Below are 24,689 nucleotides of genomic sequence, written 5' to 3'. Positions count from 1 at the left end.
GCTCGTCAAGCCTCTTCGGATAATCCTTCAGTCGGCGTTGCGCATAACAAAAAATCTGCAAAGGTCCAGCACTGACGCAATGCAAAAAACGGGTTGCTTGATTTGTGGCGGTCCTGATCGCTACGGCTCGGCACACCCTGGAGAGCCAGCCCGTTGCCGACCGACATCGCCTTCCTCGCCATTGCCGAAGCCCATCAGGTCTATCACTGGCTGCCGGCCGCGCTTGCCCTGTCGCGCCGGACGGGGGTGAAGGTGCATGTGCTTTCCCCCTCCCGCCTGATCCTGGATCTGGTCGCCAGCTATGATCCGGAAGGCGCGCTGGACCTCATCCGCCTGCGCAGGCCGCCCGCCCAACCCGACTCGCTGTTCCGCCAGCCGTCGCGTTTCCTGACGCTGATGCTGAACTATGCGACGGTCCGCCGCTTTCCCCTGCTGGTGACGACGGAGATTTCCAGCGGCTGGCTGCGCACCATGCCCGGCTTTTCCGCCCGCATGATCCAGATCAAGCATGGCGCGGGCGACCGGGAGGGCGGGTACAAGGCGCGCCATTCCGCCTTCGACCTGACGCTGGTCGCGGGCGAGAAGGACCGGCGGCGGCTGATCGACCGCGGGCTCTGCACGGCACAGGATTGCGCGGTCGGCGGCTATGCGAAGTTCGAGCTGAAGGCCGCGCGGCAACGCTTTTTCGACAATGACCGGCCGGTGCTGCTCTACAATCCGCATTTCGATGCCGAATTGTCGTCCTGGCCCCGCCATGGGCCGGAGGTGCTGACAGTGCTGGAAGCGCTGGAGGGGTGGAACGTCGTCATCGCCCCCCATACCAAGCTTGCCTGCCGCACCGCGCCGATCCGCACGACGGCGCCCCATATCCGCGTCGACATGGGCAGCCGTCATTCCATCGACATGAGCTATACGATGAGCGCGGACGTCTATCTGGGCGACGTGTCGAGTCAGGTCTATGAATATCTGCTCCATCCCCGCCCCTGCATCTTCCTCAATCTCGACCGGCGCGACTGGCGCGGCGATGAGGCCTTCGCCCATTGGCGGCTGGGGCAGGTGATCGAGGATATGGGCGCCCTGCCACAGGCGCTTGATCGCGCGGCGGACTTGCAAGCCGGGTTCGTTGATGCTCAGGAAGCGGCCATGTCCGATTCCATCGACCGATCACCCACGCCTGCTTCCGAAAGGCAGGCCGACCTCATCCTCGATTTCGCCCGGAACTCCGAAAGGACCGCCGCCGCATGACGCAGACGATCATGACCGCGCTGGGGCCGGTGCGGCTGCTGGGCGACAATGCGACCCGCATCTGGGGCATGTCCAATGCCGAGCGCTGCCGCCGCATGGCCGAAAGCGCCGCGAAGAACGGCAGCGCATTGGCGGACGGGCATGAACTGCTGTTCAACCTGAGCTACGCCTTCGATCCGATGCTGCTGCGGCTGGTGCTGGAGGAGCCGGGGACGGTCTTCGCCTGGGGCGCGGTACCGATCGTCGGGCAGGTGCCGGCAGGCAGCGATCCGCTGAGCGCGCCGCATGTCGTCGATCTGTCGGATGGGCGGAAGCTTTACAACCGGCAGCTCCGCAAGCTGGAGCAGCCCTTCGTCCGGGAACTGACCCCCGCGACCCGGCGCGGCATCGAGCGGCAAAGCTATTTCGGCGCCTATAAGGGCGTCACCGACCTGCTGACCAAATATCTCTGGCCCGAATTGGCGCTGTGGCTGACGCGGCTGGCCGCCTCCATCGGCATGACGCCCAATATGGTGACGGCCATCGGCGCGACGCTCTGCATATTGGCGACCTGGTTCTTCGCGCAGGGGCTGTATTGGACCGGCATGCTTGCCGGCTTCGTCTTCATGGTGCTGGACACGGTGGACGGGAAGCTGGCCCGCTGCACCATCACCTCGTCCAAATGGGGCAATGTGGCGGACCATGGCGTCGACCTGATCCATCCGCCCTTCTGGTGGTATTTCTGGGGCGTGGGGCTGTCGGCCTGGGGGCTGGCGCTGTCGACGCAGACTTTCGCGCTGGTGATGGCGGCGGTGATCGCGGGCTATGTGCTCCAGCGGCTGATCGAGGGGATGTTCATCAAGGATTTCGGCATGGACATTCATGTCTGGGGCCGGTTCGATAGCTGGTTCCGGCTGATCACCGCGCGGCGCAACCCGAATATGGTGATCCTGTTCGTCGCGCTGCTGGCCGGGCGGCCGGACATCGGGCTGATCGCGCTCGCCTGGTGGACGATCATCTCGCTGGGCGTCCATGCGGTGCGGCTGATGCAGGCCTATGGCATGAAGCGCTCCGGGCGGCCCATCGTCAGTTGGATGGAGGCAAGGGCATGAACGCGACCATCGAGAAATTCGGCTATCCCGCCACCCTGATCGCGGAGTTCGCGCATTGGCTGGTGTTGCTGCGCCCCGCCCAGCCGACGCTGGGGTCGCTGGTGCTGGCGGCGAAGTCCGACGCCACGGCCTTTGGCGACCTGCCGGCGGAAGCCCATGCCGAACTGGCGGTTGCCACCAAGGCAATCGAAAGCGCGCTGGCTCAGGCAGTCGGCTATGAGAAGATCAATTATCTGATGCTGATGATGGTGGACCCACACGTCCATTTCCATGTGCTGCCCCGCCATGAGGGCAGCCGCGAGCATGAGGGCCTGCGGATAGCGGACGCCGGATGGCCGGGACAGCCCGACCTTGGCAGCGCGGTGAAGCTCTCGTCCGAACAGATCGCCGCGCTGACGGACTGGCTCAGGCCCTATTTCGCGTAACGCCCCTCGGCCAGCCAGCGGGCGGTGAGCCTCTTCGCCGCCTCGACATCCTGCGGGAAGTCGACTTCCTGCCAGTCCAGCCCCTCGATGGAGACGGTGCCGACGCGGTTGCCCTTGGCGATGATGTCGATGGCGCGCAGATACCAGCGCTCCACCCCTTCGGGGGTGCGCATCATCTGGTCGATCTGGTTGCGGAAGATCGCCGGCCCCTCACCCTTGAAGGCCAGCATGCCGATGGATTCGGCATTGGTGTCATGGGGCAGCAGCCGCTTGCCGATGGCAAGCAGGCGGCCGGTCTCGTCCCGGTTCACCTTCATGTCGTCATCGTCATAATCGCCGGGCTTGACGTCCACGGTCACGGTGACGGCATCCTCCGCCCCCGCGATCAGCTTCGCCACGATCTCGTCCGAGACGATGGTGTCGCCGTTCAGGATGATGAAGTCCCGGTCCATCTCCTCCCGCACGATCCAGCAGGTACCGAGATTGTCCGCCACCTGGAAGAAGGGATTGAAGACCGTGCGGATGCGCGCGCCGGTGTCGCGGTAGAGTTGCAGCGCATGATCCTCCACCCGTTCCGTGCGGAAGCCGGTGACGACGACGATGTCGGTCACGCCATTGGCCACCAGCGCGGCGACCTGCCAGCTGATGAGGGTGCGGCCGTTGAAGTCGATCATGCATTTGGGCACGTCGCGGGTCAGCGGAAGCAGGCGCGATCCCTGGCCTGCGGAAAGGATGATGGCTTTCGAGATAGTCATGCGTCGGGCCATTAAAGCAAAGACAGGCCGATGGACAGGCCATGTTGCATCACAGCCGGCCCAATCCTAGATAGACCCGCGCCGGTCGGTCGGCGATCAGGAAAGGCCGGAACCCAAGTGACGATCAAGCGCGGATCGGGTGGCGCTCAGGAAGGCTTCGCCCGCATCCTGGCGAATACCGGCTGGCTGCTGGGCGGCAAGGGCGTGGGCGCGGTGCTGAGCCTTGCCTATCTGGCCATCGTCACGCGAACGCTGGGCGTCGCGGATTTCGGCCGGTTCGCGCTGGTGCTGAGCGCCGCCAACGTCATCAAGACGCTGGTCAGCTTCGACAGCTGGCAGATCGTCGTGCGCTACGGCCAGCCCCATCTGGCCGCGGGCGACGGCGATGCGCTGAACCGGGTGCTGCGCTTCTGCATCCTGATCGACCTTGGCTCCGCCGTGGCGGGCGGGCTGATCGCGGCCTTCATCATCCTCGCCTTCGGACCGCTGATGGAATTGTCGGCGGGCATGGGGTGGCAGGCCTGGATCTTCTGCATGGTGATGATGATCACCATCCGCTCCAGCCCGACCGGCGTGCTGCGGCTGTTCGACCGGTTCGATTCGGGCGCCTTTGCCGAAACCATGATCCCGGTGGGGCGGATGATCGGCGCCGGGCTGGCCTGGGTGCTGATGCCCGATGTCACCGGCTTCCTGATCGCCTGGGGCGCGGCGGAATTGTTGTGCGCGATCAGCTATTGGTGGCTGGCGCTGCGCGTCGGGGGCGAAAGGCTGGGGCGCTGGCGGTCCGGCCGGGCGCTGGACGCGCGCAGGGAAAATCCCGGCATCGTCGGCTTTCTCACCGCCACCAATTTGCAGACGACCCTGTCCTCCGTGGGCCAGCAGGTGGCCGTGCTGGTGGTCGGCCTGTTCGTGGGACCGGCGGGGGCTGGCCTCTACCGGCTTGCCAACCAGCTCGCCAATTCCCTGACCAAGATTTCCAGCCTGCTCTCCCGCAGCATCTTCGTGGAACTGAGCCGCACCCATTCCAGCCATGGCCATGAGGCGCTGGGTACGCTGTTCCGGCGGACCAACCGGCTGGCGCTGATCGCAGGGGCCGTGATCATCGCCCTCATCCTGACCATCGGCCATCCGCTGCTGGGGCTGATCGCCGGCAAGGCATTTCTGCCGGCCTATCCGCTGCTGCTGCTGCTGGGGATCGCGGCCTGCATCGACCTGGTCGGGGTGAGCTATCGTCCGCTGCTGATGGCGACCGACCGGGCCAGCCTGTCGCTGCGCATCACGCTGGTTTCGACCGCCTTGCTGCTGGGGATGCAGGCGGCCTTGTTGCCGATCTATGGCACGGTCGGGGCGGCAAGCGCGAATATCGTCGCCGCGATCGCGGGCTTTGCCATGATGGGGCTGGCGAGCCGACGGGTTTTGACACGGCCCGGCATGAAGGAAGCAGGCTGAACTAACGGAACCGCGCCGGAGAATAAGGCGCCGGATCGATCCCCATGATCTGCGGCGGCAAAGCCTCTCCCCTGAGAAGGGCAGCGCCCAGCAAGGCCGCAGCGGGCGAGGTCTGGATGCCGAACCCGCCCTGCCCCGCAAACCAGAAAAAGCCCCGCGCCGCCGGATCGAAGCCATAGACCGGCGCCCGGTCGCGGGAGAAGCTGCGCAGCCCGGCCCATTTGCGTTCCACCGCCTCGACCGGCCAGTCGACCACCGCCTCGAAGCGGGCAATCGCTTCCGCCACCGCCATTTCCTCCGGCGCGGCGTCGCAGGGCGGCGAAGGCTCCTCGTCATGGGGCGTGAGCCAGACCCGGCCCTCCCCCTCCGGCTTGAAATAGAATTGCGAGGCAAGGTCCATGACCAGCGGCAGATCGGCCGCAGGCATGGCAGGCACGCGCAACTGCACCACTGTCCGCCGCAGCGGCGCAATGCCAATCGGCACGACCCCGCAGGCCCGCGCCACATCGTCCGCCCAAGCCCCCGCCGCGTTGACGATCATGGTGCAATCGATCGCGCCCCTGTCCGTTTCGACCCGCCAGCCGCCGTCCCGCGCCTCGGCACGCCGCAACGCCGTCGCCAGCCGCACCTCGCCGCCCAGGCGACGGAACAGCCGCAACCAGGCCTGATGCAACGCCGCCACGTCGATGTCGCGCACACCCGGCTCCAGCACGCCCAGCGTCCATTCCGGCCGCAGTCCGGGGACAAGCCCGGCAGGCTCGACCGGAACCAGGTCCACCTTGCCGCCGAACTGCTCCAGCAGGCGGTCCCGCGCCGCCGCATCGCCTGCCCGCCCGATATGCAACGTCCGGCGCGGCGTCAGGAAAGGGGTGTCGGAAAAGTCCGGATCGGGCGCGGCCAGCATCGGTCCCGACGCCGTGGTCAGGGGCTGAACCGCCAGCCCGCCATAGGTCTCCTCCCAGAAGGAAACCGCCCGCCCCGTCGCGTGATAGCCGGCGCTCGGCTCCATCTCCAGCATCAGCACGCTGGCACGGTCCGCCAGCACCGCGCCAAGGCTCGCTCCGGCGATCCCGCCGCCGACAATCACGATGTCGGGCCGGTTCATTCCAGTCCGGCCCGGTCGGGGGCGACTTCATCCAGAAAGCAATCGATCCGCGCCAGGGCATCCAGCCGCACCGGGTCCAGCTCCCGCAATATCTCGTGCGCGGCCTCCCGCCCATAGACATGCAGCCGCGCGCCGGCAATCCGCGCCGCGATCCGCGCGATGGCAGGCGTGGAGACGAGCCGGTCGGTCCGCGCCGCCAGGATGAGCAAGGGCATGGCAATCCGCTCGATTGCGCCCCCCTGCTCCAGCGCGCGGGTCGAATGCAGCGCCTGCGCCACCCACTTCCAGCTCGGCGGGCCCAGCGCCACCTCCCTGCTATGGTCGCGCCACCACAGCTCATCGGCATAGCGTTCGGGATCGTGGGTCAGCCGCTTCTGCCGCATGCGCCGCTGGCGTTCCGACTCCTCCTTCTGCGTCCACGCCTGCTTTTCGGCAAAGCCCAGGGCGCACATCGCTTCGGCAATGGCCACCGCCAGCCAGCGCGGCAGGGGCGCGGTGTGCAGTCCCATCATCGGCGCGACCGTCACGGCGGCATCGGGCGGAGCCATCCCCTCCGCCAGCGCGCGCAGCAACAGATGGCCGCCCATGCTGTGACCGACGATCACGCTCGGCCCCACCCCCTGCCCGCGCCAATCGGTGGCGAAGGCTTCAAGGTCGGCGATCCACTGTCCGAAATCGTCGATATGGCCGCATAGCGGATCGCCGGTCGTGCGGCCCGATCCGCCCTGACCGCGCCAGTCGAAGCCGGTGACCGCCCAGCCCCGGTCGGCCCAGTGGCGGATGACCTCAAGATATTTCTCGATCATGTCGCCGCGTCCGCCCAGCACCAGCATCCGGCCGCGACGACCTTCGCCCAGCCGGTAGCGGCGAAGGCGCCAGCCATCGGGCGCGGTCCAGTAATCGAGCCGCCCGTCCATCGGCCAGGCGCGCCGGTCGAAGGCAACGGGAACGAAACGGGGCGAATCCATGCGCCGCATGGTTACGCTTTGGTAAGCCATGCGGTCTATAGTTTCGAACCCATGACGGGGGATATTTTCCAAATGGCGCTGATCGGCGCCCTGACAGTGCTGCTGATCGTGGCGTCCGTCACCGATCTGCGGTCGCGCATCATCTCCAACCGGCTCAACCTGACGGTGGCCGCGCTGGCGCCGCTCTGGTGGCTGGCCTGCGGCCTGCCCTTCTGGCCGGGCATGGCGGTGCAGCTGCTGGTGGCGCTGATCGTGTTCATGGCGTTCGCCGCCCTGTTCGCGCTCGGCTGCATGGGCGGCGGCGACGTGAAGCTGCTGGGCGCGCTGGCGCTTTGGTTTCCCTGGCAGGCGACCCTGTCGATGCTGATGCTGATGGCGGTGCTGGGGGGCATCGTCACCATCGTGACCGTCGTGCACCATCGCATGACCCGGCGGCTGGGCCAGCCGCAAATCCCCTATGGCATCGCCATCTCGTTCGCGGCGCTTTGGCTGCTTGGCGAACGATATATTAACCAATTTGCGTGAATAAACGGGGGCTCGGGCGCAACTCGTCCGATTGAGGGAGGCGAATTTCATCATGGATGCCAAGAAGATCGTGCTGCTGGTGGGGGCGCTGATCATAGCGGTCACTACAGCCCTGCTTGCACGCAACATGCTGAGTTCGTCGAGCGCACCGCAAGCGGGCGCATCGTCCATGCCGGTCGAGGCTGACCAGCCCCATGTGCTGGTCGCGACCAAGGCCCTGCCGGTGGGCACCATCCTGGATGCGGAGAGCTTCCGCTTCCAGCCCTGGCCCAAGGATCTGGTCGAGCAGGCCTATTATATCAAAGGCCAGGCCGATCCGCAGAAGCTGGTGGGCAGCGTCATCCGCACCGCCATTTCCGCCGGTCAGCCGATGACCCTGGGGTCGGTGATCAAGCCGGGCGATCGCGGTTTCCTGGCCGCGGCCCTCGGGCCGGGCATGCGCGCCGTGACCGTGCCAGTGTCGGCGCAGAATTCAGTGGCAGGCTTCGTCTTTCCAGGCGACCGCGTCGACCTGATGCTGACGCAGAGCGTCAGCGGCGGCGGCGAAGGCGAACCGCTCAAGGTCTCTGAAACCATTCTGCGCAATCTGCGCGTGCTCGCCACCGACCAGCGCATGGACGCGCTGGGCGCCGACGGCAAGCCGGTGGTTCAGACCTATTCCAACGTCACCATCGAAGTGACGCCGAAGATTGCGGAGAAGATCGCGGTGGCCCAGACCATCGGCTCGCTCTCGCTCTCGCTGCGCTCGCTCGCGGACAACAGTTCCGAACTGGACGCGGCCATTGCCGGCAGCGACGTCGACCTGCCGGACGGCAGCAATCCCAATGCGGAAAAGAAGCTGCTGGCCAGCATCGCCGCTCGCCCCGTCGACAAGGGCAGCACCTATTCCACGGGCGCCGACGTCTCGCGCTATCAGCGCAGCAGCGTCCCCGCCAAGCCTTTGCAGGCCATGGCTGCTGGCGGCGCTCCCGTCATCGGCGCGCCGGTCGGCGGAGGCATTGTCGGCCAGGGGCCGGTGATCCGCGTCGCCCGCGGAACCAGCGTGACCGTCGTTCCGGTCGGGGGGAAGTAAGATGAAGGGGTTCACTGTTCACACCCGTGCGGCCAGGCCGCACACCCTCTCGGCTCTTGCGGCCAAGCCGCTGCTCGGCCCCGCCATCGCGCTCGGCCTGGCGGTTGCAGCCGCTGCCGCGCCGACCACCGCGCTCAACGCCGCGCCCGCCTCCATGCAGGACAATGCGATCCTGCTCTCCGTGGGCGGCAGCAAGGTCATCAACCTGCCGGCCAAGATGTCGGACGTGGTGATCGGCGATCCGGATGTGGTCGACGTTCATGTCCGTTCGCAGAACCAGCTTTACCTGATCGCGAAGAAGGCGGGCGAAACCACCGTCTTCGCGACGGCGACGAACGGCAAGGTGCTGTTTTCCGGGACGGTGCGGGTCGGCAACAACCTGACCAGCATCGACGACATGCTGAAGCTGGCGATGCCGAACGCGGACATCGCCGTCAACAAGATGAACGGCATGGTCCTGCTGACCGGCACCATCGCCGCGCCGGAAGACGCGGCGGAGGCCGAAAGGCTGACCCAGGCCTTCGTCGGCAAGGAAGTGACCGTGGTCAGCCGCCTGCGCACCGCGACGCCGCTTCAAGTCAACCTGCAGGTCAAGATTGCCGAAGTCAGCAAGGATGTTGGCCATAAGATCGGCATCAGCCTTGCCTCCCGCGATCCTGGACTGGGCAAGGTCGTCGGCAATATTGGCGGCGGCATCCGTAATCCGCTGACCTTCAATGCCGATGGCGGCGGGACGTTCAACAACCTCTACGATGGCAGCTACACGCTCGGCGGCGTCGCCCGTATCCTGGGCATGGACATCGGTGCCGCTCTGGACCTTGCGGAATCGAGTGGTCTTGCCACCACCTTGGCCCAACCCAACCTGACCTCGCTCTCGGGTGAAACCGCCAGCTTCCTGGCAGGCGGCGAATATCCCTACACAATCAGCAATGGCACGCAGGGTAACAGCATCGAGTTCAAGCAATATGGCGTGCAGTTGGCCTTTACACCAACCGTACTTGCTGATGGCCGCATTTCGCTGCGTGTCCGCCCAACCGTGTCGAGCTTGGACTTCTCCGTTGATTCCAGCGTTCCGGCCCTCAAGAGCCGCACCGCCGAAACGACGGTGGAACTGGGTTCAGGTCAGGCCTTCATGATCGCGGGGCTTTTGAGCAGCGAAACGGCGAACAATATCAACAAGGTTCCCGGCCTGGGCAATCTGCCGATCTTGGGGAGCCTCTTCAAGTCGCGCAGCTTCCAGCGCAACGAGACGGAACTCGTTATTCTCGTCACCCCCTATCTGGTGAAGCCGATGAATGCTTCGGACGTGCGCCTGCCGACGGACGGGTTCCGCAACGCCAATGAAGGTCAGGGACTCTTCCTGCAGCAGATGCACGACGGCGTCAGCGGGGCCCGCTCCCCCATGCCGAGCCGCGCGCCGGGCGCTCCGGCACCTGCGCCGGGTCCGCAAAGCTCGGCCGCTCTGCCGCCGGTCGCCTCTCGTGACACCGGCAAGCGTTCGAAGGACGCCGCGCCCGGCTTCAGCTTCTGATCCGAAGGACGAAAGACATGACTTTCCAGTCTCGCAAGACCCCCGTCCTCCGCGGCCTTATCCGCCTTGGCGCGCTCGCGCTGATGGCCCTGCCGCTCGCGGCCTGCCAGACCGACCAGGCCGCCAATCGCGGCGTGCAGTCGGTCCATCAGCCGGTCGTCAGCCACACCGCCTTCACCTATGATGTGCAGGCGGGCCCCGATGGCGGCCTCACTGCATCGGAGGCGCGCCGGCTGGACGACTGGTTCGTTTCCATCGGCCTTGGCTATGGCGATCAGGTCGCCGTGGCGACGGATGCGGGCTATTACAGCCCTGCCCTGCGCGAAGGCATAGCCGATGTGGTGGCGCGCCACGGCATGCTGGTGGGCGAAGACGGCACCGCCGTCGCCGGCACCGCGCCACAGGGCGCCGTGCGCCTGATCGTGCGCCGCGCCACCGCCAGCGTGCCCGGCTGCCCCGACTGGTCGGACAAGCCGGAAACCGACCAGCAACTGGGCGCATCGACCAATTTCGGCTGCGGCGTGAACGGCAATCTGGCCGCGATGATCGCCAATCCGGAGGATCTGGTGCGCGGCCAGACCACCGACAGCGACCTGCGCACCGCCACGTCCAACCGCGCGATTTCGACCTATCGCGAAAAGGCGCCGACCGGTTCCGGCGACCTCAAGACCCTGTCGGGAGGCAATTGACATGAACGCACCCTGGAAACCCGGCGCATCCGGCCAGCGTGACCCCTTCCATGCCTTCGTCTGCGACGATCACAGTTTCGACCTGCTGCGCGTCGTCGCGGCGGAAATGGGCTGGGCGCCGGAAAAGGTGAACAAGGGCGGCATGCGGAACGCCGTGCAGTCCCTGTCGATCACCGCTTCGCCGCAGATCCTGTTCATCGACATGTCGGAAAGCGGCGATCCGCTGAATGACATCAACAGCCTGGCCGAAGTGTGCGAGCCCGGCACGGTCGTCATCGCGGCAGGCCAGGTCAATGACGTGCGCCTCTATCGCGACCTGCTGGCCAGCGGCATCCAGGACTATCTGCTGAAGCCCTTCGGCGCGGACCAGTTGCGCGACGCGCTGGCGCAGGCGCAGGCCGTATTCTTCGCGCCACGCGATGCGGGGCCGGAACGGCCGCACATGACCATGGCGGTCATCGGCACGCGCGGCGGCGTGGGCGCGTCCAGCTTGGCAACCTCGCTCGCCTGGCTGCTCAGCGACAAGAAGCAGCGCCCGACCGCCCTTCTCGACCTGGACGTCCATTTCGGCACCAACGCGCTGGCGATGGACCTGGAGCCAGGGCGCGGCCTGACCGACGCCATCGAAAATCCCAGCCGCATCGACGGTCTGTTCATCGAACGCGCCATGGTGCGCGCGAGCGACACGCTGGCGATCCTGTCGGCCGAAGCGCCGATCAGCCAGCCCCTGCTGACCGATGGCGGCGCCTTCTACCAGTTGCTGGAGGAGTTCCGCGCGGCTTTCGAATGCAGCGTCATCGACCTGCCGCGCGCCATGCTGATCCAGCATCCGCATCTGATGAGCGACGTGAACGTCACCGTCGTGGTCACGGAACTGACGCTGGCGGCGGCGCGGGATTCGATCCGCATCCTGTCCTGGCTCAAGACCAACGCCCCGCAGTCGCGCGTGCTGGTGGTCGCCAACCGCGTCCACCCCGGCGCGCCGGAAATCAGCCGCAAGGATTTCGAACAGTCGATCGAGCGCAAGGTGGACGTGCTGATCCCCTTCGACCTCAAGGTCGCCTCGCAGGCCGCCAAGCTGGGCAAGACGCTGGCGGAGACGGCCAAGGGCAGCAAGGTCGGGGCCGCCTGCAACACCCTGCTGGATGCGGTATTGGGCGCGGCGGAGGAGGCGGAAGCCGATGAAGGCCGCGCGACCTCGTCGAAGAAGGGCGATTCCCTGCTGGGCAAGATCAGCGATCTCAAGAGCATGATCCCTTCGCGCCGCAAGGGCAAGGCTTCGGCCTGAACAGGATGGGCCGTGCCGCCTGGGGGCGGCATGGCCGCTTTGATGGAACCGGATAAGAAACGGGCAGGCACATGAACGGCAATATCATCCTGATGGCGGTGCTGCTCGCAACCATGCTGGGCCTGATCGTCATGGCCTTTGGCGGCCCATCGCCCGAAAAGGCGCAGAAGCGCCGCATGGAACTGATCCGCGGCCGGCACAGCGATTCCACCGACGTCATATTGGAAGCGCGCATGCGCAAGGCGATCTCGAACCGCCCGGCCGGCAATGAATCGTCGATGCTGGTGTCCCTGGTGCCCAATCCGGAAAACCTCGCCAAGCGTATCCGCATGACCGGCAAGAAATGGACTGTCAGCCAGTATATGACCGCCTGCGCCGTCATCTTCCTGCTGCTGTCCGCCGTGCTGATGCTGCGCGGATTCCCGCCGCTGTTCGCCGTGATGCTGGGCCTCGCGGCGGGGCTTGGCCTGCCGCATATGTGGATCAGCCGGCTCATCAAGGGCCGCGTGCTGAAATTCAACGCCAAGTTTCCAGACGCATTGGAACTGCTGACCCGGGGCCTGCGCTCGGGCCTCCCCATTGCCGAGACGCTGAACGTCGTGTCGAGCGAAGTGCCGGGACCGGTGGGCGAGGAATTCAAGCTGATCACCGAACGCATCAAGATCGGCAAGACCATGGATCAGGCGTTGCAGGAGACCGCCGACCGGCTGGGCACGCCCGAGTTCCAATTCTTCGTCATCAGCCTGGCGATCCAGCGCGAAACCGGCGGCAATCTGGCGGAAACCCTGTCCAACCTCGCCAACGTGCTGCGCCAGCGCGCGCAGATGAAGCTCAAGATCCGGGCGATGTCCTCGGAATCCAAGGCGTCGGCCTATATTATCGGCGTGCTGCCGTTCCTGGTCTTCGGCCTGATCTGCTACATCAACTACAACTATATGTCGCCCTTCTTCACGCCCGACCCAGCCGGGATATTCGGCCTTTCGACCATGCAGGTGGTCGGCATCGGCGGCATGTGCTGGATGGCGATCGGCGCCTTCATCATGGCGCAGATGATCAACTTCGAAATCTGAGGAAGCCGACAAGATGGAAAGCACACCCGTCCCCGCCGGCACCCTCTTCGGCCTGACCGCCACCGATTTCGGCACGCTGCTCGCCGCCCTGGCGACACTGGCGACGCTGTTCGCGCTTTATGCGGTCATGACCGTGCGCGATCCGATGGCAAAGCGCGTCAAGGCGCTCAACGAACGGCGCGAACAGCTGAAGGCCGGCATCACCGCCTCCACCGCGCGCCGCCGCGCCAAGCTGGTGAAGAAGAACCAGACGACCGACCAGATGCGGTCGCTCCTCTCCAGCCTGAAGGTGCTGCAGGACGATCAGCTCAAGGAAGCGCAGATCAAGCTGGCCCAGGCCGGCATCCGGTCGAAGGACTGGGCGGTCGCGGTGATCTTCGGCCGCATGATCCTGCCGATCGTCATCGGCGGCATGGCGGCGCTGCTGCTCTATGCGGTGGGCATCTTCCCCGAATGGGGCGGCGCGAAGCGCTTCATGGCGTTCGCCGGCGCGTTGCTGCTGTCCTACAAGGCGCCCGACATCTTCATCGACAACAAGATCCAGAAGCGTTCCGCCGCGATCCGCAAGGGGCTGCCCGACGCGCTGGACCTGCTGGTGATCTGCGCCGAGGCTGGATTGACCGTCGACGCCGCCTTCAGCCGCGTCGCCCGTGAACTGGGCAAGGCCTATCCGGAACTGGGCGATGAATTCCACCTGACCGCCATCGAACTCAGCTTCCTTACGGAGCGGCGCATGGCCTTCGAGAACCTGGCCACCCGCGTCAAGCTGGACGCGATCAAGGGCGTGGTCACGACCATGATCCAGACGGAAAAATACGGCACGCCGCTGGCTTCGGCTCTGCGCGTGCTGTCCGCCGAATTCCGCCACGAACGCATGATGCGTGCCGAGGAAAAGGCCGCGCGCCTGCCCGCGATCATGACCGTGCCGCTGATTCTCTTCATCCTGCCGACCCTGTTCGTCGTCATCCTGGGTCCGGCCGCCTGCTCGATCAGCCAGGCCTTCTAAAATTTTGAAGGGGCGCAGGCGCGTTGCCGTAGCGTCCCTTCGAACGCCCGCGAAAGCCGCTGATTTTCCGCCTTGGCGAAGCGGCCGATCCTGCCCTATCCCCTTTTGCAAAGACGCAAATCCGGAGAGGTCCATGGTCGCCATCACCCGCATCGCCGCCCGCGCCGCGCTGCCCATCCTGCCCCTGTTCGCCGCCCTGCCCGCGCAGGCCGCCCAGCCCATCACCGGCCGCTGGGCCACGGTCGACGGCAAGGCCATCGTCCAGATCGCCCCCTGCGGCAAGACGCTCTGCGGGCGGATAGAAAAGATCGTGAAACCCACCCCCGGCCGCCCCCAGACCGACATCAAGAACCCCGATCCGGCCCAGCGCGGCAAGCCGCTGACCGGCCTGGCGCTGCTCACCGGCTTTGCCGACGCGGGCGATCTGTGGAAAGGGTCGATCTACGATCCGGAAAGCGGCAAGACCTATAACAGCAAGGTCAGCCGAAACGGCGACGGCACGTTGAAGGTGCAGGGTTGCATCATGATGTTCTGCAAGACCCAGACATGGACGCCCGTGCGCTGATCGGCTGACCTCTTTTTGGATGAATCCAGCCCTTCCACCCCGCAGGCGGGAGGGGGTGAGCCAGCGCGACATCTGCGGAGATTCCCAACCGCCAGGCCGGAAACTCGCTACGCTCACCCTCCGCCTCCCGCCCAAAAACGAAATGCCCCGGCCAAGGCCGGGGCATTTCGTTTTAGAGCAGATTCCGATCCGATTGCATCGGCTCGACTGCTCTCAGTTTTTGTTTTGTCGCGTTTTCCGAGTCAGCAGATGATTCCATCTGCTTGGAAAACGCTCTAGCTCTGCCGCTGGGATCAGGCCGCCTTGCGCGCCTTGGTCAGCTTCTTCATCAGCATGTCCCGCTTCAACCGCGACAGATGGTCGATGAACAGCACGCCCTGCAGATGATCCATCTCATGCTGGAGGCAGGTGGCCAGCAACCCTTCCAGCCGCTCCTCATGGATGCGTCCGTCCCTGTCCATCCAGCTCGCGCGGATGCTCGCCGGCCGCTCCACTTCCGCAAACTGGTCGGGGACGGACAGGCAGCCCTCATTATAGACCGACAGGTCCTCCGATCCTTCCAGGATTTCCGGATTGATGAACACCATCGGCTTCCTGACCGGCGGCGCGCCCTCCTCATCGGATTCGGGTTCCTGCAGGTCGATCACCAGCACCCGCTTGGGCACGCCCACCTGGATCGCGGCCAGGCCGATGCCCGGCGCGTCGTACATGGTTTCGAACATGTCGTCGATCAGACGCTGCAAATCTTCATCGATCGCCTCCACCGGAGACGAGATGGTACGCAGGCGCGGATCGGGCGCCTCCAGGATGGGAAGAATGGCCATGGAACCAAAATAATCGGACGGCCGGAAAATTTCAAGCGACCGCCACATTCACCCGACGGGGCGTCGCGCCCTCAGCGCCTGGGCCAATGTCCCCTCGTCCAGATAGTCCAGTTCCCCGCCCACCGGCACGCCATGCGCCAGTTGCGTCAGGCGCACGGGAAAACGCTCCAGCCGTTCGGCCAGATAATGGGCGGTGGTCTGTCCCTCCAGCGTCGCGTTCATCGCCAACACCACCTCGTCTATGCCGCCGGCCTCCACCCGCGCGACCAGCGCATCGATGGACAGGTCCTCCGGACGCACGCCTTCCAGCGCAGACAGCCGACCGCCCAGCACATGGAATCGCCCCGGGAACAGTCGCGACTTGTCGAGCGCCCACAGGTCCGCAACATCCTCCACGACGCAAAGCGCCCGCGCATCCCGGCGCGGATCGGCGCAGATGCCGCAGGGATCGAGGGTATCGACATTGCCGCACAGGCTGCATGTCTCCAGCCGTTCGTTCACCGCATCCAGGGCGCGCAGCAGCGGCTCCAGCGCGGATTCCCGCTTCTTGAGCAGGTGCAGCACGGCACGCCGCGCCGAACGCGGGCCAAGGCCGGGCAGGCGGGACAGCGCCTGCGTCAGCGCTTCGATCTCGGGAGAAGCCATGGAACCGGAATAAGGGCTTGCAAGTCGCGGACACAAGGGGTTTGAGAGGCGTCTTCGGAAATACGCCTCCCAGCGCATTTCAGAGGCGGCGCCGGCCGGCGCCGAAACCCAACAAAAGGCCCGCCATGCGCATCGTTTATATGGGAACCCCGGATTTCGCCGTGCCGGCCCTGGCGGCATTGGCAAAGGCCGGGCATGACATCGTCGCCGCCTACAGCCAGCCGCCCCGCCCGGCCGGACGCGGCAAGGCGCTCCGTCCGTCCCCCGTCCATGCGAGGGCGCTGGAAATGGGCTTAGAGGCGCGCACGCCGGTTTCGCTGAAGGATGCCGGGGTGCAGGCCGCCTTCGCCGCGCTGAACGCCGATGTGGCGGTGGTCGCCGCCTATGGCCTGATCCTGCCGCGCCCGATCCTGGAGGCGCCGCGCCTGGGCTGCATGAACATCCACGCTTCCCTCCTGCCTCGCTGGCGCGGCGCTGCGCCGATCCAGCGCGCCATCCTCGCTGGCGACAATGTCACGGGTGTCACCATCATGGACATGGAGGCAGGGCTGGACACCGGCCCGATGCGCGCCAAGCATGTGACGCCCATAGAGGACAAGACCGCCGGCGCGCTGACGCAGGAACTGGCCGAAGCCGGCGCGGAACTGATGGTGGAGGTGCTGGACGACCTCTCTCTCCACCCGCCTGTCGCCCAGCCGGAGGAAGGCGTCACCTACGCCTCCAAGATCGAAAAGGCGGAATCGCGGATCGATTTCAGCCGCGACGCGCATCAGGTCGAACGGCAGGTGCGCGCCTTCAACCCCATGCCGGGCGCCTTCTTCGAATATCGCGGCGAACGGTTCCGCATCCTCGCCGCCCATGTCGAGGAGAATGACGGCCCGGCGGGCGAGTTGCTCGACAACAGCCTGCTGATCGGCTGCGGCCATGGCAGCATCCGCCCGACGCTGATCCAGCGCGCTGGCAAGGGCGCGATGTCGGCGGGCGAATTGCTGCGCGGCTATGACATGCCTGCCGGCAGCCGGATCGACGCCTGACCCCATGACCCGTTTCGCCTTCACCGTCGAATTCGATGGCCGACCCTTCATGGGCTGGCAGCGGCAGGCCCATGGGCCGAGCGTGCAGCAGGCGATGGAGGACGCCATCTTCGCCGTCACGGGCGAACAGGTCGCCGTCCATGCGGCGGGGCGGACCGATGCCGGCGTCCACGGCCTTGGCATGCGCGCCCATGCCGACATTGCGAAGGACATCGCGTCCTTCCGCCTGATGGAGGCGCTGAACGCGCTTCTCCGGCCGGCGCCGGTCGCGATCCTTGCCTGCGAGGCCGTGGCGGACGACTGGCATGCGCGCTTCTCCTGCACCGGCCGCTCCTATGTCTATCGCATCGCCAACCGCCGCGCGCCGCTGACCTGGGAAAATGGGCTGGTCTGGCGGGTGATCCAGCCGCTGGATGCGGACGCGATGCAGCAGGCCGCGCAACTGCTGGTCGGTCGGCACGACTTCACGACCTTCCGCTCGGTCCACTGCCAGGCGGAAAGTCCGGTGAAGACGCTGGACCGGCTGGATGTGGAGCGTGCGGGCGACCGCCTCGCCATCCATGCGGAGGCGCGGTCCTTCCTGCACCATCAGGTGCGGTCGATGGTGGGATGCCTTGCCATGGTGGGCATGGGGCGCTGGTCGATAGGCGATCTGGAGGCGGCGCGGGACGCGAAGGACCGGGCGGCCCTGGGATTGAACGCGCCGCCCGACGGACTCTACTTCGTGAGGGCGCGTTACCCGGGCGAGTAATCATGCTCCTGCGCAGGCAGGAACACTACATCCTAGAGGCTTGCCCGGAACGGCGTGAAATTCGTGCCCTCGTCGAAAACGTCCAACCCCTCCGCGCGCTTGAGGCGATTGACCACCACATAGGTCACGGGCGTCAGCACCGCTTCCCACGTCACCTTCATCAGCCAGTTGGTGACCATCACCGTCGCCACCTGCGCGTTGGTCCAGTCTCCATAAAAGGCGAGCGGATAGAAAAGCAGGCTGTCCACCCCCTGCCCCACTACCGTCGATCCGATGGTCCGCATCCACAAGTGCCTGCCCTGCGTCAGCAGCTTCATCTTGGCGAGGACGAAGCTGTTGGCGAACTCACCCGCCCAGAAGGCGGTGACGGAGGCAAAGACGATGCGCCACGTGCTGCCGAACACGGCCTCATAGGCCTTCTGGTCCGGCCATCCCTCCGCCGGAGGCAGCTTCACCACTACCCAGCTCATCAGCGCCATGAACAGCATCGCGCCAAAGCCCGCCCAGACGCATCGCCGCGCCCGCGCATAGCCATAGACTTCCGTCAGCACGTCGCCCAGCACATAGCCCAAAGGAAAGAAGAGGATGCCCGCGCCAAAGGTGAAGCCGCCCAGCGTCGACAGCTTCGCCGCGCCGATCAGGTTGGACAGCAGCAGGATCGCGACGAAACCGGCCATGCAGAAATCGAAATAGCGCAATGGGCGCGCACCCAGCGCATAGGCGTCGATTTTCCTTACCCCCGCATCGCTCATGCGCCCTTGCATATCGGGCCGGCGCGCAAATGCAATGCCGCCCATGATTGCAAGCCGGTCAAAGCCCCGCTATCGAACGCGCCGACGGCCCCGTAGCTCAGCTGGATAGAGCATTCGCCTTCTAAGCGAATGGTCACAGGTTCGAATCCTGTCGGGGTCGCCACCACATTCCCAAAAACCGCAGAAATCAGCCATTTTTATCCCCGTTTTTGGCAAACATGTCAACGGGTTTGCCACCTATTCCGATTCTTTCGGCCATCTGCTCCAGCGCTTCCTCCGCCATCGCGGTAGCATTTGCCTTGGCCGCATAGTGGGCGAACATGGCGTCGGATCGGTGCCCAGTGACAGCCCTTCCCTGGAGATATGTCGCGCCGCTTTCCGCGAGCCTTCGCGCCATCGCCTTACGCAATCCGTGTGCCGTACAGTGGGGTAGTCCGGCCATATTGCAGCGTTCGCGGAACCAGTTGCCGAAGCCTGCTGCCGTGAACGGCTTGCCTAATTGTGTGACAAGATAGGTCAGATGTTCGCTGTCGAGCGAATCGAGCGCGGCGGCCAAGGGCGGAAGGATGGTAATGATGGTATCGCTGCGATTCTTGGAGTGCCGCAGCACCAGTTTGCCGCCATTCCGATGCTGGCGCCCCACCTTCACCATGTCGCCCCGGCGCAGGCTGGTATAGAGCAGCAATTCCTTGGCGAGCCGTTCGCGGGTGCCTAGCGGCCAGCGTTCATCATATTGCGCGATCTCTTCCTCGGTCCAGCAATGGAACCCCTCGCTGTCCGTTTCGATGGCATCGATCACAAGGGCCGGATTGTCTCGCCTCCAGCCCAACAGGATCGCGTGCTTCATCAACTGGATCAGCGCCTTGCGGAGCGTGTTGGCTGCATGTGGCGTATCGGCCATATCCGACATCCAACGGTCGACGTGGCGGGCCTCCAGCCTATTTACCGGCTTGTCACCGTGCTTGGCCCTAAACCGTTCGATCACTCCCCGTCGCGCCTGCTTGGTCGAATCCATCATGCGCACCCAATTTTTCGAGCGGTAATAGCTTTCTATCAGAACGTGGAAGCTGCCCTCCGCATGGCGGGTCTTTATGACGGGCGCTGCCTTCTTGGCGCTGTTGTATTCCTCCATGAACCCCGGCGTCCCCGGGTCGTGCCGGAACAGATATTGAGGCAACCCCTTCTTGCGGAAACGGTAGCGCGTGCGTCCGCATTTGTCCTTGAAGGCAGTCACATTGTCAGGCAGCCAGCGGCGGGCCATGTTCAATCCTCATCAAACGGGTTCGGGCCTTCCGAATCGGCGTTGGCCTTCAAATCGCCGATGATGATATCAATCCGCTGGTTCTTCAAATCCATGACGATGCGCGCTCGCTCGACGCCAGCGGCCTTCACGGATTTCACCGCTCTGTCCATATCCGCCTGAGTGATGCGAGCCGGTGCAGTCACCCTACCCCTCCCCATCCAGTGCCGCGTCGATCATGCTGACCCAAGCGGAATAAGCGCGACCGCGAGCAACCATCGGATCGTCGTAGGGATCATCATCGACGGCTTTGAGCATTTCCACAGAAGGCTCGCGCAGGGCTTTTAGGACGGCGACGGCAAGCAGTTCATCGATAGCGCTGGGGCGCCGCGTCCCCTTGAGAATGTCCCAGCCCCATTTGATGCGCTCGGCCTTAATCTCGGCGGCCACCTTCTCCACCACGCTCATGATCCGCGCCCTTCAAGTGCTGTGCGGGCGAGGATCGCTTTCATGATCTGCTTGACGGTATCCCAAGGCACGTAGACCTTCTCGACATATTCGTCGCCGCAATCATCGATGCGGTGCAGATTGAATGAGAACTCACCGTGATATGCGGCCTTGGTCGATCCGCTCGGGGTAAGCGCCTCCCTCAGCCGCTTTATCTCCTCTTCCAGCGCGGCGGTGGACTGGAGGCGGTGGGCGGCGATGATCGCGTCCAAGCGATCGTTTCGGTCATCCGGCATGTCGCCTTCAGAGCAGGGCTTGCCTATCTCTTCCACTATGAATGTCAGGATGGCCTTGCGTAGAACCACGTCCCCCTGCCCCACCGTCACGGGTGCTTTATCGGTCATGGGTGATCTCCCCGCATGCACTGGCATGTCTCTTTCCATTGGACGCCTGCGATCACATCGCCGTCCATCCACCAGCCCCGGCCGCTACAGATTGAGCAATCTGGGTCGCCTTGGTCCGGATGGGTTCCCCAAAGGGCCTTGGCTTCGCAGTATTCGCACATGAAATTCGGATCATTCTGCGAAAAGCGGCCGCATCCGCCAGAGCATTGCGCAGCCGCCGGCCATTCGCCCTGGTTCGATTGAGGATGGTCATGAATATGTCGGTGGCGATCCGGCGTCGCCATCTAGCTGGCGGAAGGTGCAATAATGGCTGGTCCTTGGGAAAAATATCAGCAGCAGGGCATGACCCAGATCGCGCCGCCTGACCCTCGCCTGCCAGCACAAGTAGAGGGCGCGCAACTTGGCAATGCTCGCGCACGGCAGCAGATCGACACAGAATCTCAACTCGCCCCGCTGCGCCGCCAGTTGTTGCAAGAGCAGATCAAGAGCGCGCGCGTGAATACCGCGAAGGCGCAGGGCAACCAGCCTATCGATCCAGCGAAGTTGGGCCAGCTTCGTTCGTTGCAGGACCAAATCAACCGGGTTCAGCAGCTTTACAAGACAGGACCGGGCGCTACTAAAGGCATTTCAGGTTTGCTCGATTACCTCCCGACGCCCGTGAATAAGCAGTTTGATGCAGCGGGTGCGGGCCTTGGGGAGATCGGCCTGGCCGCTTTTCGTGTTCCCGGCTCTGGGTCGCAGTCCGACGCGGAGTTGCGCGCCTTTATACAAGCCAACAGGCCATCGTCGTCAGACTATGACGTGCAGATTCAAGAAAAGCTGCGCAACCTTCAGAACCGCCTCAAGCAGACCTACTCGGCCATGGGCGTGAAGCCGCAGGGCGGCGGCGGACAGAAGAAACAGCCGCGCGTGATCGACTTCAACGACCTTCCGGAGTAAACAGATGCCCGATGTAAGGCTCCCGGATGGCACTATCATTCGGAATGTTCCCGAAGGAACGACGCGTTCACAGCTTATGGCGCGCGTAGGGAGAGTTCAGCAGCCCAAGCAGGACAATCGCCCGACCTCTTTCTGGCGTGGCGTAGGTGAGGGCGTCATGGAGCCGCTGAACAATGCGGCGCGTGCGCTCGAATATGGGCTGGATAAGGTGGGCATCGCCAAGCCAATTCAGCAGTTGGGCGCGTCGCTGGGCATGGCTCCATCGGTTGATGCTGCGGAAGCCAGCCAAAGGCGGAAGGCAGCATCTGCGCCAACTCGCGGGTCTACCGCCGGCAGGATTATCGGCAATGTGGTCGGCACGCTCCCCACGGCGGCGCTCCCTGGCGGCGTTCTCGCGCAAGGGGCTGCATCCGGGGCCTTGCTGACAAAAGGTCGTGATCCCTCGACCATCGCCCGCGATGCCATAATCGGCGCCATTGCTGGCAAGGTTGGGGAAAAGGCTACCAAAGCGGTTGCGGCGGCGGTAAGCCCCCGCGTGGCTCCAGCGGTTCAACGTCTGAAAGACGCCGGTGTCATCATGACCCCGGGGCAAATTCTTGGTGCGGGCAACAGTCGTGTCGGGCAGGTTCTAAAAGCCGCCGAAGACCGTCTTGGGAGTGTTCCTGTGGTGGGCGATCTTGTTGCCAATGCCCGCCGCCGGAGCATTGAAAGCTTCAACCAAGCCGCACTCAACCAACCGTTGCAATCAATCGGCAAGACGCTGCCCAAGGGCGCGGTCGGGCATGATGGAATCGCGGCGGTCGAACAGCAGTTGGGGTCGGCCTATGACGACATTCTCCCCCAACTGAGCGCGCGGGCTGATCAACCATTTATGGATGATCTTGCCCGCTATGCGCAGGAGGCTGACACGTTACTGCCTGAACGCGCGGCGCAATTCGGGCGCATCATGCAGAGCGATGTCGGCAAGCATTTCGATGCTTCGGGCAATCTGACCGGCGAAGGCCTGAAGGCCATGGAAAGCCGTCTCGGCAAGCGCATCCGCACTTATGGGACCAGCACCGACCCAGACGCTACGGATATGGCTGGGTTGCTGCGCCAGGTTCAATCAAGCCTTCGCGACATGGCGGCGCGCCAAAACCCGTCGCAGGCCGACAGGCTACGCCAGATCAACGAAGGGTTCGCTAAATTCACCCGCGTTCAGAACGCCGCCGCAAAAGCGAATGAGGGCATCTTTACTCCCGGCCAACTCCGCACCGCGTCCCGCGTCATGGATAGCTCGACGCGAAAGGGCGCATCGGCACGCGGGTCTGCTCTGATGCAGCAGCTTGCGGACGATGCGCAGGCTATTCTTCCATCGGATGTGCCGGACAGTGGCACAGCAGGGCGATTGGCTGCCCTTCTTGGTGGCGCGGGATATATTGAACCTAACGCAGCCATTGCAGGCGGCCTTGCCATGCTTCCTTACACTCAGGCTGGCGGGCGCGCGGCGGATTGGCTCCTTACAGGCAGGCAGGGTCCGGTAGCGAGCGGCCTTGCTGATCTCCTACGCCTTGCTGCTCCGATAGGAGCGGGCGGCGCGGTAGCAACGACCAGCAACCTTCCCTGAGTTATAGAGGGCAGTCTTTGAGTGGCGCCGAATTTGCCGTTTCAGCCACGGCCAGGATGCGATGATTGCCCCATTGATCGCGGTGACCAATGCAATCTGTACGGTGTTGTCCTCCATAAGCCGCAGAACCTAACCTGAATCCCCCGCCCTAACAAGGAGGCGAGAATGTCTGAGCATTGGTCCGACTGTTCGCTTCACAGCGGCCCCGCCCGCTGGCCACGCCAGTGCAACTGCGGCGGCTTCATAGACGGCAAACCACGCGGGTCAAGGTCGTATCCATCGGGTTATAGCCCTTCCTCGGCATGGCGAAGGTTTGCCCAGTTGTGGACATGGCGCGCAGTTTTTCTACATGAAAATCTCGCCATCCCGGCCTTATCCCACTTATCTGCCATGCGCTCAAGGTTAGGTGCCCGTCACGGTCGTAGCCCAGAAGATGGGGTTCAATAACCCTCACTTCTTCCTTGTAGCGGATCGACAAGACCAGCTTGTGCCTGATCGCATTCGCAATCTGCTGTTCTGACATAAATCACCCCCGAATCGATCGGCTGACTAGGCCAGATCGTCGGCGGGGAGTCGAGTCCACCAACCAAGGCCCGCAACGGGCCTTTTTTTGTGCCCGGAGAACATATGGCATCGATCTTCGACTGGTCGCCCACGGCCGGCAGCAACACGACCGTTGATGGCATCAACATCAACACCGGCATGCCAGTGCAAAACACGGATAACGCCCTGCGCTCCATCCTTGCCATCATCCGTCAGTCCTTCTCCAGCACGCTTCAGAATTTTCTGGCTGGCACCGCTGCCCTCCCTGTCTCCAGCGGTGGCACGGGTTCGACCACGGCGGCCGATGCGCGGACGGCGCTTGGCCTTGGCTCTGCGGCCACGGAAAGCACTGTCCCGGTAGCCAAGGGCGGCACGGGCGCGACGACAGCGGATGGTGCGCTGGACGGTATCGGGGCGGTGGGCATTACCGCGCTGAGTTTGGCCAATCCCGGCTATATCCGGTTCAACCTCCCTGGCACAACCAACGTCTTTCAGGTGGCGTGGGGGACTTTCACGGCCACGTCCGGCGCTTCCACTTCGGTCAATTACGCCGCCGCGTTCCCGAACGCATCGTTCGCGGTCTGCAATGGAGTGGGCGAGTTCAGCAGCACGGCACAGGACAACTATCCCACTGTCTCATCCACTTCGGCCAGCGGCTTCTCCGCCTACAATGCCAGCGAGACGTGCACGGCCTACTATATCGCGGTGGGGTATTGATCC

Annotated in this window: 28 protein-coding genes and 1 tRNA gene; 18 read left to right on the top strand and 11 right to left on the bottom strand. The window is 64.6% G+C overall.

Annotated features, from left to right (window positions below; translation table 11 throughout):
* The first annotated feature begins 153 nt into the window (after nucleotides 1-153).
* From H5V43_RS01895 to H5V43_RS01885, 3 genes are read left to right on the top strand one after another with little or no spacing between them, the layout of a single operon-like run.
* Nucleotides 154-1,245 (top strand): hypothetical protein, encoded by a 1,092-nt coding sequence (locus H5V43_RS01895; RefSeq protein WP_025547821.1) that lies wholly within the window; start codon nucleotides 154-156, stop codon nucleotides 1,243-1,245.
* Nucleotides 1,242-2,336, top strand: coding sequence for a CDP-alcohol phosphatidyltransferase family protein (locus tag H5V43_RS01890; RefSeq protein ID WP_193666733.1), 1,095 nt, complete (start codon nucleotides 1,242-1,244; stop codon nucleotides 2,334-2,336). The genes H5V43_RS01895 and H5V43_RS01890 overlap by 4 nt, the downstream gene beginning before the upstream one ends.
* A complete protein-coding gene (locus tag H5V43_RS01885) occupies nucleotides 2,333-2,761 on the top strand; it encodes an HIT family protein (RefSeq protein ID WP_193666732.1) in 429 nt (142 codons plus the stop codon). Before H5V43_RS01890 ends, H5V43_RS01885 begins: the two co-directional genes overlap by 4 nt.
* Here H5V43_RS01885 and H5V43_RS01880 read toward each other — a convergent pair.
* A complete protein-coding gene (locus tag H5V43_RS01880) occupies nucleotides 2,749-3,516 on the bottom strand; it encodes a phosphocholine cytidylyltransferase family protein (RefSeq protein WP_025547819.1) in 768 nt (255 codons plus the stop codon). The two genes, H5V43_RS01885 and H5V43_RS01880, sit on opposite strands and share 13 nt — an antisense overlap.
* A 117-nt stretch (nucleotides 3,517-3,633) precedes the next feature.
* Between H5V43_RS01880 and H5V43_RS01875 the strand changes: the two genes are divergently transcribed.
* Nucleotides 3,634-4,965 carry a lipopolysaccharide biosynthesis protein gene (locus tag H5V43_RS01875; protein WP_025547817.1) on the top strand — a complete coding sequence of 444 codons (1,332 nt, stop codon included), beginning with the start codon at nucleotides 3,634-3,636 and terminating at the stop codon, nucleotides 4,963-4,965.
* 1 nt (nucleotide 4,966) lies between these two features.
* Here H5V43_RS01875 and H5V43_RS01870 read toward each other — a convergent pair whose 3' ends face one another.
* Together H5V43_RS01870 and H5V43_RS01865 are read right to left on the bottom strand one after the other, a co-directional pair.
* Entirely contained in the window at nucleotides 4,967-6,070 is a 1,104-nt protein-coding gene (locus H5V43_RS01870; protein ID WP_025547816.1) for an NAD(P)/FAD-dependent oxidoreductase, read from the bottom strand.
* A complete protein-coding gene (locus tag H5V43_RS01865) occupies nucleotides 6,067-7,047 on the bottom strand; it encodes an alpha/beta hydrolase (RefSeq protein WP_099186342.1) in 981 nt (326 codons plus the stop codon). The genes H5V43_RS01870 and H5V43_RS01865 overlap by 4 nt, the downstream gene beginning before the upstream one ends.
* Nucleotides 7,048-7,110: 63 nt before the next feature.
* Between H5V43_RS01865 and H5V43_RS01860 the strand changes: the two genes are divergently transcribed.
* From H5V43_RS01860 to H5V43_RS01825, 8 genes are all read left to right on the top strand, one after another.
* Nucleotides 7,111-7,563, top strand: a complete 453-nt coding sequence (locus H5V43_RS01860) for an A24 family peptidase (RefSeq protein WP_082166087.1) — start codon at nucleotides 7,111-7,113, stop codon at nucleotides 7,561-7,563.
* A 52-nt stretch (nucleotides 7,564-7,615) separates the two neighbouring features.
* Nucleotides 7,616-8,635, top strand: coding sequence for a Flp pilus assembly protein CpaB (gene cpaB, locus H5V43_RS01855; RefSeq protein WP_025547811.1), 1,020 nt, complete (start codon nucleotides 7,616-7,618; stop codon nucleotides 8,633-8,635).
* Between the two features lies 1 nt (nucleotide 8,636).
* Entirely contained in the window at nucleotides 8,637-10,166 is a 1,530-nt protein-coding gene (locus tag H5V43_RS01850; RefSeq protein ID WP_044661774.1) for a type II and III secretion system protein family protein, read from the top strand.
* Between the two features lie 17 nt (nucleotides 10,167-10,183).
* Complete coding sequence (locus H5V43_RS01845) at nucleotides 10,184-10,855, top strand: CpaD family pilus assembly protein (protein WP_025547810.1); 672 nt, start codon at nucleotides 10,184-10,186, stop codon at nucleotides 10,853-10,855.
* A 1-nt stretch (nucleotide 10,856) separates the two neighbouring features.
* The gene (locus H5V43_RS01840) at nucleotides 10,857-12,143 is read left to right on the top strand and encodes a pilus assembly protein CpaE (protein WP_025547808.1); all 1,287 of its coding nucleotides are present in this window, start codon (nucleotides 10,857-10,859) and stop codon (nucleotides 12,141-12,143) included.
* Nucleotides 12,144-12,214: 71 nt separating this feature from the next.
* Complete coding sequence (locus tag H5V43_RS01835; RefSeq protein ID WP_099186343.1) at nucleotides 12,215-13,213, top strand: type II secretion system F family protein; 999 nt, start codon at nucleotides 12,215-12,217, stop codon at nucleotides 13,211-13,213.
* A gap of 13 nt (nucleotides 13,214-13,226) precedes the next feature.
* Nucleotides 13,227-14,219, top strand: coding sequence for a type II secretion system F family protein (locus tag H5V43_RS01830; RefSeq protein ID WP_025547806.1), 993 nt, complete (start codon nucleotides 13,227-13,229; stop codon nucleotides 14,217-14,219).
* A gap of 133 nt (nucleotides 14,220-14,352) precedes the next feature.
* Nucleotides 14,353-14,784 carry a DUF2147 domain-containing protein gene (locus H5V43_RS01825; protein WP_025547804.1) on the top strand — a complete coding sequence of 144 codons (432 nt, stop codon included), beginning with the start codon at nucleotides 14,353-14,355 and terminating at the stop codon, nucleotides 14,782-14,784.
* Between the two features lie 293 nt (nucleotides 14,785-15,077).
* Here H5V43_RS01825 and def read toward each other — a convergent pair whose 3' ends face one another.
* Both def and recR read right to left on the bottom strand, forming a co-directional pair.
* A complete protein-coding gene (gene def / locus H5V43_RS01820) occupies nucleotides 15,078-15,608 on the bottom strand; it encodes a peptide deformylase (protein ID WP_025550411.1) in 531 nt (176 codons plus the stop codon).
* A gap of 48 nt (nucleotides 15,609-15,656) precedes the next feature.
* Nucleotides 15,657-16,253 (bottom strand): recombination mediator RecR, encoded by a 597-nt coding sequence (gene recR / locus H5V43_RS01815; protein WP_025550413.1) that lies wholly within the window; start codon nucleotides 16,251-16,253, stop codon nucleotides 15,657-15,659.
* 125 nt (nucleotides 16,254-16,378) lie between these two features.
* Here recR and fmt point away from each other — a divergent pair, with 125 nt between their 5' ends.
* Together fmt and truA are read left to right on the top strand one after the other, a co-directional pair.
* Entirely contained in the window at nucleotides 16,379-17,287 is a 909-nt protein-coding gene (gene fmt / locus H5V43_RS01810; protein ID WP_025550415.1) for a methionyl-tRNA formyltransferase, read from the top strand.
* Between the two features lie 4 nt (nucleotides 17,288-17,291).
* Nucleotides 17,292-18,038, top strand: a complete 747-nt coding sequence (gene truA / locus H5V43_RS01805; RefSeq protein WP_025550417.1) for a tRNA pseudouridine(38-40) synthase TruA — start codon at nucleotides 17,292-17,294, stop codon at nucleotides 18,036-18,038.
* 32 nt (nucleotides 18,039-18,070) lie between these two features.
* Here the strand turns inward: truA and H5V43_RS01800 are convergent, their stop codons facing one another.
* Entirely contained in the window at nucleotides 18,071-18,790 is a 720-nt protein-coding gene (locus H5V43_RS01800; RefSeq protein WP_025550419.1) for a queuosine precursor transporter, read from the bottom strand.
* Between the two features lie 86 nt (nucleotides 18,791-18,876).
* Between H5V43_RS01800 and H5V43_RS01795 the strand changes: the two genes are divergently transcribed.
* A tRNA-Arg gene (locus tag H5V43_RS01795) sits at nucleotides 18,877-18,953 on the top strand.
* A 24-nt stretch (nucleotides 18,954-18,977) separates the two neighbouring features.
* Here the strand turns inward: H5V43_RS01795 and H5V43_RS01790 are convergent.
* From H5V43_RS01790 to H5V43_RS01775, 4 genes are read right to left on the bottom strand one after another with little or no spacing between them, the layout of a single operon-like run.
* Nucleotides 18,978-20,051, bottom strand: coding sequence for a tyrosine-type recombinase/integrase (locus H5V43_RS01790; protein WP_025550421.1), 1,074 nt, complete (start codon nucleotides 20,049-20,051; stop codon nucleotides 18,978-18,980).
* A 2-nt stretch (nucleotides 20,052-20,053) separates the two neighbouring features.
* Complete coding sequence (locus tag H5V43_RS01785) at nucleotides 20,054-20,236, bottom strand: hypothetical protein (RefSeq protein WP_128830817.1); 183 nt, start codon at nucleotides 20,234-20,236, stop codon at nucleotides 20,054-20,056.
* A gap of 1 nt (nucleotide 20,237) precedes the next feature.
* The gene (locus H5V43_RS01780; RefSeq protein WP_025550423.1) at nucleotides 20,238-20,498 is read right to left on the bottom strand and encodes a hypothetical protein; all 261 of its coding nucleotides are present in this window, start codon (nucleotides 20,496-20,498) and stop codon (nucleotides 20,238-20,240) included.
* Nucleotides 20,495-20,881 (bottom strand): hypothetical protein, encoded by a 387-nt coding sequence (locus H5V43_RS01775; RefSeq protein ID WP_025550425.1) that lies wholly within the window; start codon nucleotides 20,879-20,881, stop codon nucleotides 20,495-20,497. The genes H5V43_RS01780 and H5V43_RS01775 overlap by 4 nt, the downstream gene beginning before the upstream one ends.
* A gap of 342 nt (nucleotides 20,882-21,223) precedes the next feature.
* Between H5V43_RS01775 and H5V43_RS01770 the strand changes: the two genes are divergently transcribed.
* Entirely contained in the window at nucleotides 21,224-21,820 is a 597-nt protein-coding gene (locus tag H5V43_RS01770) for a hypothetical protein (RefSeq protein WP_025550427.1), read from the top strand.
* 157 nt (nucleotides 21,821-21,977) lie between these two features.
* A complete protein-coding gene (locus H5V43_RS01765) occupies nucleotides 21,978-23,426 on the top strand; it encodes a hypothetical protein (protein WP_128830818.1) in 1,449 nt (482 codons plus the stop codon).
* A gap of 241 nt (nucleotides 23,427-23,667) precedes the next feature.
* Here H5V43_RS01765 and H5V43_RS01760 read toward each other — a convergent pair whose 3' ends face one another.
* On the bottom strand, nucleotides 23,668-23,949 hold the full coding sequence (locus H5V43_RS01760) for a WYL domain-containing protein (protein ID WP_025550431.1): 282 nt from the start codon (nucleotides 23,947-23,949) through the stop codon (nucleotides 23,668-23,670).
* A gap of 104 nt (nucleotides 23,950-24,053) precedes the next feature.
* Here H5V43_RS01760 and H5V43_RS01755 point away from each other — a divergent pair, with 104 nt between their 5' ends.
* The gene (locus tag H5V43_RS01755) at nucleotides 24,054-24,686 is read left to right on the top strand and encodes a gp53-like domain-containing protein (protein ID WP_025550433.1); all 633 of its coding nucleotides are present in this window, start codon (nucleotides 24,054-24,056) and stop codon (nucleotides 24,684-24,686) included.
* The last annotated feature ends 3 nt before the right edge of the window (nucleotides 24,687-24,689 follow it).

The organism is Sphingobium fuliginis (genome assembly GCF_015074805.1).
In the GTDB taxonomy this organism is placed as follows: domain Bacteria; phylum Pseudomonadota; class Alphaproteobacteria; order Sphingomonadales; family Sphingomonadaceae; genus Sphingobium; species Sphingobium fuliginis.
The sequence above is the reverse complement of the archived record's forward strand: the minus strand, read 5'-3'. Positions and strand labels throughout refer to the sequence as shown.